We start from the raw sequence: 6,384 nt of genomic DNA on the forward strand, positions 1-6,384 counted from the left end.
CCTAGGGGCACCTTGAGACATCGGCATGGGCATAAGCGACACATTGAGAATTTGGGCAAAGCGCATCAAGCTCGATGGGGTCCCCCAGTGGTTTGCAGGCAAACACCCCAGGACACTTGGGATGCCAAGGCGCTGGGGCTTTTTGTGGTTGCCTATGCGCAGAGCCCGATTGACTTGATCCCTGACTTCATCCCGGTGCTGGGCTATGTGGACGATGTGCTGCTGCTGCCGGGCTTGATCTGGCTGACGTTGCAGCTGTTGCCGCCCGATGTGCTGACCGAGCGCCGTGGCCAAGCCGATGCCTGGATGCAGACCGAGGGCGCCCAACCCCGCAGCATGGCGGGGGCGGTGCTGGTGGTGGCGTTGTGGCTGTTGGTGGGGAGCGCTTTGTGGGTGTGGTTGCGGCCCCTGGGTGGAAGGCTAATGTCCAGTGATGGGCGCTTGCGGTGATGGGCTGGCTGAAGGGGCGCATGGACAACGCCTTTGGCATCGTCAACCAGCACCTGGTAAACCGGGCCTTCAAGGTGGGCGATCAGCCCACCATGGCTGACTTTTCTCTGTGCGGTTACATGTTCTACCCGCTGGAAGAAAGCGGCTACGACGTGGCCGTGAGCTACCCCCACATTCATGCGTGGCTGCAGCGCCTGCGCCAACTGCCCGGATGGGCCAGCCCCTACGAAATGCTGCCTGGTGAGCGCATCCTGCCCAAGTGGTAACGGGCTAATCGGCAACGGGTAGCATGGTCAAAAAATTGCAGTGGCAGTGGCCGCAAATCTGTCATGGCCGGTTTCGCGCGCCACGCCGCTGCAGCACGTAGGCCAGCGCCATAGCCATGGCCTACTGCACAGCGCCCCCGCATCAGGCGGCGATGATGCGCAAGCGACAGCGCGGCCCCATTACCGTGCCAGAATGAACTGATGAGCACCACCACGTCCTCCTTCCAGTCCAACGCCGACGGCACCCTTATCACCACCTACGCCTGGGCCGAAACCCCGGGCCAACCGGTGGGCGTCGTCCAAATCTCCCACGGCCTTGCTGAACATGGCGAGCGCTACGACCGCTTTGCCCGGGCCCTCAACGCAGCAGGCTTCATCGTCCACGCTGTGGACCATCGCGGCCACGGGCGCACGGCAGGTGACAACCTGGGTGACTTTGGCAGCGCTGGCTTCAGCGGCCTCATTGCCGACGTGGCCCAGTTCGGCGCACTGCTGCGCGCGCAGCATGGGCCGCAGCTTCCGCTCTTTCTGTTCGGCCACTCCATGGGCTCGTTCGCAGCGCAGGCGGCCATCATTGACCATTCATCCACCTGGTCCGGCGTCATCCTGTCAGGCTCCACAGCCCTCGACCTATTTGCCGCCGCTGTGGCCAATGCGCCTGCTGATGCCCCCGCCGGGCTCGCGGCCTTCAACGCAGGCTTTGAGCACCGCACCGGCTACGAATGGCTGTCGCGCGACGCTGCCGAGGTGGATGCCTACGTGGCCGACCCGTGGTGCGGGTGGGACGTGCCACCCGATGTGATCCCCTCACTCTTCGCCCCCGCCCCCCGGCTGGCCGACCCCGCGCAACTCGCGCGCATCCGCAGCGACCTGCCCATCCTCATCGCATCCGGCGACGCAGACCCGCTGGCCGCAGGCGGGGTGTTGTTGGAGCAACTGGGGCAGCGGTATCGCGATGCCGGTGTGGCCGATGTGGCGGTCAAGCTGTACCCAGCCGCGCGGCATGAGATCTTGAATGAGACGAATCGGGATGAGGTGACGGGGGATGTTGCGGCGTGGCTGCGGGCGCATACGGGTCTGGCGTAGTCGGTACCCGATCCCTATGAAATAGGCAGGTTTTGCGCAAGTAACCAGGGGGTAATGGCTGGCTGCTCCCGACCCAAAGCAGAAGATCACGTTTGCATCTTGAGCCGCCGGTAAGCAGCGGCGGGCAGCCGTTCGCGGCCTAACCGTCACCGCAGGGTGGGAGGATAGTGCGGCCTCGGTACTGTTTGAACCGGAAACGATGTACGTCGTACGAGTTCGGCCGGCGGCGGAGCAAACCGAGGCAACTTATCCATTAAAGATCGTGATGGCGTACTACACTCGGTAGACGCCATCGATTCACAGCTTCGCAAGATCGAAGGGCAGAGCCTTGGGTATAAAGCGGCTCGTTTCTTCGATCTTTTGGGGCGGTGATTTATGCGACCTGCAGTGTCGGATAGTCTGTATAGCCCTTGGCGCCACCTGTGTAGAACGTGTTGGAGTCAGGCGCGTTCAGCGGTGCCTTGGCCCTGATGCGTGCGGGCAGGTCCGGGTTAGCCAGGAAGGCGGTGCCAAAGGCCACAGCGTCAAGCTTACCTTCGGCAATGGCTGCCTCTGCCTCATCAGCGCTGTACCCCATATTGCCCACCAACACACCCTTGTACTTTTCACGCGCTACGGGCATGACATCGGCCTTCTGCACGCCGAAGAAATCGGCGCGCATCACGTGCAGGTAGGCCAGCTTGAAGGCATTGAGCCTATCGGCCAGGAAGCCGATGAGGGCCAGCGGGTCGCTGTCCTTCATGCTGTTGAAGCTGTTGAGCGGCGACAGGCGCAGACCCACACGTTCGGAACCGATGGCCTGGGTCACGGCGGTGAGCACCTCGAACAGCAAACGTGCACGGTTTTCCAGCGATCCGCCGTAAGCATCGGTGCGCTGGTTGGGCGTGTCGCGCAGAAACTGGTCAATCAGGTAGCCGTTGGCGCCGTGTACTTCCACACCATCAAAGCCGGCGGCAATGGCGTTGCGTGCGCCTTGAGCAAATGCAGCCACGATGCCGGGAATCTCTTCGGCGGTCAGGGCGCGGGGCACCGCGTGCGGCACCTTGCCTTGGGGCGTGTGGATCTCACCCTCAATGGCGGTGGCGCTGCTGGAGACAATGGGGGCGCCATCGGCAGCGCCAGGGTAGGCTGCGCGGCCAGCGTGCCAAATCTGCATGAAGATGCGTCCACCCTTGGCGTGCACCGCGTCGGTCACCTGCCTCCAGGCTGCAATCTGCGCGTCGTTGTAGATGCCAGGCTCATTGACGAAGGCCGATGTACCGGGCGCCACCATGGTGCATTCGGAAATCAGCAGGCCGCCGGTGGCACGCTGGCTGTAGTACTCGGCCATCAGCGCGTTGGGCATGTGGCCGGCGTCGGCACGGGCGCGTGTCAGTGGTGCCAGAAGGATGCGGTTGGGCAGGGTGAGAGAACCTACTTGAAGTGGATTGAATAGCATGCGAATGAAAATCCAGGTTACTGGTTACTGAACAGAAGGCAGTGGTAAAGGTAACAGTTTCCCAATACTCAGACGTTCGAAAGGTCACTGAAGACGGCTTTGGCACGGCTGGTGCTTTTGCACCCAACGCACGATGTAGTGGACACGGGTTGGGAAGGCTTTGCTGCCGACAGTTTCGCGGCGGTCTCCAGCCGTACATGCACCAAACGCCTTTGGTCATCCACCGCGTCGCAACTCCCTGACCCCCCGGCCCAGCTTGCGGCGCAACAGGGTCCGCAGGGTCACTCCATCCGAGTACCCGACCTGTGCGGCGACCTGGTCGACGCTGGCGTTCCCGGTGCGCAAGAGATGGACGGCATGCTCGACGCGCAAGTCCTGGAAATACGACAGGGGTGTCTTGCCCAAAACGCTTTGCAGCCGCCGCGCCAAGGTGCGCTCGCTTGTGCCCGCGGCGCTGGCCGCCTCGGCCAGCGAGAAACCTTGCGCGAGCCGACGTCTGGCCCAGCACTCGAAGCGCTCGACCGTCGGGTCGGCATGTGCAAGGTGGTCGGGAATCACGAACTCGGCTTGCGAACTGCGTGTCTCGACCAGCAGATAGCGTGCCACCAGGGCCGCCAGCGCCGGACTGCGCCCTCGGATGATGCGCAAGGCCAAGTCGACGTGGGCCAAAGCGGCACCCGCGGTGGTGAAGCGTGTCGAGTTCACGATCATGCGTGACTCGTCCAGCGTGACGTTCGGATAGCGCTGCCGAAACATCGGCCCCAGCCACCATGACGTCGTCGCACGATGCCCATCAAGCAGACCACTCTCTGCAAGCAAGAAACTACCGGAGCAAGCGGCGCCAAGGTGCGCGCCAGCGGTGGACCACTGCTGCAGCGCCGCGACCGCGTCGGGCACATCGGGGCGTGTGAGCCGAGCCGAGAGCGTGTCAGGCATCTTGTCGCCAAACGCGGGCACGAGCACGACGTCTGGTTCGGGCACACCACGCGCAGTGACCACGGGCACCGTCAAGCCTTGCGCTGTTCGGATGCGACGCCGCACACCCACCAGCGTGAGCTCTATGTGCCCGGGAGCCTGTGGCAGCGAGCCCGCCATCGCATTGGCCAAGCCCACTGTGTCAGTGAGCGCCGCAAGCCCCAGATCAAACACGCCATCACAAATAAGGAGGTGGAGTTTCATGGCAACAATGATACCAATATTGTCATTATTGCCACTGGAGATGTCTGTCATGAAGACTTAGACTGCAGTCTCGTAAATCCCTTCACCCACTTTTCCATTTACCCAAAGGAATACAGCATGACCAAGCTCGCCCTGTTTGTTCGCCTCGAAGCTAAACCCGGCCAGGAGGCTGCGCTTGCCGACTTCCTGGCCAGCGCACTGCCGCTCGCCAACGCCGAGTCCGGCACCACAGCCTGGTTCGCATTGAAGTTTGGCCCTTCGACCTTCGGTGTGTTCGATGCCTTCGCCGATGAGGCAGGTCGCCAGGCACATTTGAACGGCCAGATCGCCGCGGCCTTGATGGCCAACGCCGCGACCTTGCTCAGTTCTCCGCCCAATATCGAGAAGGTCGAACTGCTTGCAGCCAAACTGCCTGCATGACAACCCGGCCTTGACCCCATCAGGTCACGCTGCAGGATGGGTGTCACACGGCCCTGCGCGGCGCTACCCCTCGATTGGCCGGTGGGGATCAAGGCATGTGGCCAGGCCCCGTGGCGAATGACTCAGCCCGGCGTTCATAGCCACTAACAAAACCATGGCACCGTCAAACACCTGATCGGCGTTTGACGCTGCATGGCGCGTTACAAGAACAATGAGGTCAGCGCCGCGCTGTTCAAGAAAATCGCACCGCTGTTGCCGGTAGTCATGCCCTCGGCCCAGGGTGGTCGATCGCGGGTGCCGGATCCCAGCGCCTTTAGAGCCTGTTTACGATCTCGCAGGGGATCGCGTTGGAGCGCAATCGGGATGAGTGGATGGTTCGTATGCGCCGCATGGGCTGCTGCCCATGCAAGCAGCCGGAGCATTCAATCACCCGATTTCGCTCCAACCCTTCGGGCAGTGGTCCTTGCGGGTGGTCTGCGGCGTTGCGGCGCTTGCCAATAGCCAAGCTATTGGATGCACCCCGCGCCTTGCATACCAGCCCGCCAAGACCGCTGCGCGACCCCTGAGAGACCGTAAACAGGCTCTTAGTCTTCGGCGCACTGAGCGAGCTAGCGTCCCCGAACGGCGCGCCCCCTCCGCGCTGCGCCCGCCGCCTGGCAAGCCCTCCGATACGCCCGCAGCGTCATCTCTGCCCGCTGCATCACTGTGTCCTCCATCGTGGCCGCGCCTCCGGCCAGCTCATCCGCCTGGGCTTGCAGCAACTCCGCCGGGCTCATGCCCGACGCCTCGCCCGTCAGCAATGCAATGCCTTCGCTCACATGCTGCATGGTGTAGACGTGGAACAGGCCGCGTTCGACCGCATCGGCAACCTCGCTCGACAGCATCAGGTGGCGCTGGTTGCGGGCGGGAATGAGCACGCCCTGGGTGCCGTCCAGCCCCGCCGTCGCGCAGGCGCGGAACCAGCCTTCGATCTTTTCGTTGATACCGCCCACGGGCAGCACCTCGCCGTGCTGGTTCAATGCGCCGGTCACCGCGATGCCCTGGCGCAGGGGCAGGTCTGACAGGCTGGACAGCAGTGCGTACAGCTCCGCGCACGAGGCCGAATCGCCTTCCACACCGCTGTATTCCTGCTCGAACACGATGGAGGCGTTGAGCGCCAGCGGTGCCACATGGCTGAACAGCGCGGTGAGGTAGCTGTGCAGTATCAGCACGCCCTTGTCGTGAATGGGCCCCGACATGTCGACTTCGCGCTCGATGTTGAGCAGGCCTTCGTGCCCGGCAAACGTGCGCGCCGTGATGCGCACGGGGAAGCCGAAGCGGTAGTCGCCCAGATCGATCTGCGTGAGGGCATTGATCTGCCCGGTGACGCTGCCGGTGAGGGTGATGAGGCGTTCCCCCTCCACGATGGATTCATGCAGCTGCTCCTCAGGGTAGTTGTGGCGCAGCATGCGGGCCTGCAGGGCGGCTTGCACGTCGGCAGCGTCCACCAGGGTGCCGCCGCGTTGCTGGCACTGGGCGGCGCTTTCGATGAGCAATGCTTCGGTG

Annotated in this window: 6 protein-coding genes and 1 pseudogene; 4 read left to right on the forward strand and 3 right to left on the reverse strand. The window is 63.3% G+C overall.

The features are described 5' to 3' along the window. Positions 1–25: 25 nt before the first annotated feature. The 3 genes and pseudogenes from DTW89_RS18370 (at position 26) to DTW89_RS18380 (ending at position 1,802) form a co-directional block, all read left to right on the forward strand. A pseudogene (locus tag DTW89_RS18370) lies at positions 26–450 on the forward strand (YkvA family protein). A gap of 20 nt (positions 451–470) precedes the next feature. After that, positions 471–716 carry a glutathione S-transferase family protein gene (locus DTW89_RS18375; protein ID WP_161555650.1) on the forward strand — a complete coding sequence of 82 codons (246 nt, stop codon included), beginning with the start codon at positions 471–473 and terminating at the stop codon, positions 714–716. Positions 717–917: 201 nt separating this feature from the next. After that, positions 918–1,802: an alpha/beta fold hydrolase gene (locus DTW89_RS18380; RefSeq protein ID WP_114656989.1), complete on the forward strand. Its 885-nt coding sequence runs from the start codon at positions 918–920 to the stop codon at positions 1,800–1,802. A 373-nt stretch (positions 1,803–2,175) separates the two neighbouring features. Here DTW89_RS18380 and DTW89_RS18385 read toward each other — a convergent pair whose 3' ends face one another. Both DTW89_RS18385 and DTW89_RS18390 read right to left on the reverse strand, forming a co-directional pair. Continuing rightward, complete coding sequence (locus DTW89_RS18385; RefSeq protein WP_114656990.1) at positions 2,176–3,240, reverse strand: alkene reductase; 1,065 nt, start codon at positions 3,238–3,240, stop codon at positions 2,176–2,178. 216 nt (positions 3,241–3,456) lie between these two features. Further along, positions 3,457–4,470: a GlxA family transcriptional regulator gene (locus DTW89_RS18390; protein WP_442858121.1), complete on the reverse strand. Its 1,014-nt coding sequence runs from the start codon at positions 4,468–4,470 to the stop codon at positions 3,457–3,459. Positions 4,471–4,536: 66 nt separating this feature from the next. Between DTW89_RS18390 and DTW89_RS18395 the strand changes: the two genes are divergently transcribed. Beyond that, a complete protein-coding gene (locus DTW89_RS18395) occupies positions 4,537–4,839 on the forward strand; it encodes a putative quinol monooxygenase (RefSeq protein WP_007182542.1) in 303 nt (100 codons plus the stop codon). 608 nt (positions 4,840–5,447) lie between these two features. On the opposite strand, the gene DTW89_RS18405 is transcribed toward DTW89_RS18395, so the two are convergent. Beyond that, positions 5,448–6,384: S16 family serine protease (locus DTW89_RS18405; RefSeq protein ID WP_330863511.1), on the reverse strand; the 937-nt coding region annotated here is incomplete at its 5' end.

This window comes from Acidovorax sp. BoFeN1 (assembly GCF_003345135.1).
Taxonomy (GTDB): domain Bacteria; phylum Pseudomonadota; class Gammaproteobacteria; order Burkholderiales; family Burkholderiaceae_C; genus Acidovorax; species Acidovorax defluvii.

Bases quoted from the DNA above. Each gene is read 5' to 3' on its own strand.
- DTW89_RS18375 (WP_161555650.1), top strand. From the start codon at position 471: ATGGACAACGCCTTTGGCATCGTCAACCAGCACCTGGTAAACCGGGCC.
- DTW89_RS18380 (WP_114656989.1), top strand. From the start codon at position 918: ATGAGCACCACCACGTCCTCCTTCCAGTCCAACGCCGACGGCACCCTT.
- DTW89_RS18385 (WP_114656990.1), bottom strand. From the start codon at position 3,240: ATGCTATTCAATCCACTTCAAGTAGGTTCTCTCACCCTGCCCAACCGC.
- DTW89_RS18390 (WP_442858121.1), bottom strand. From the start codon at position 4,470: ATGACAGACATCTCCAGTGGCAATAATGACAATATTGGTATCATTGTT.
- DTW89_RS18395 (WP_007182542.1), top strand. From the start codon at position 4,537: ATGACCAAGCTCGCCCTGTTTGTTCGCCTCGAAGCTAAACCCGGCCAG.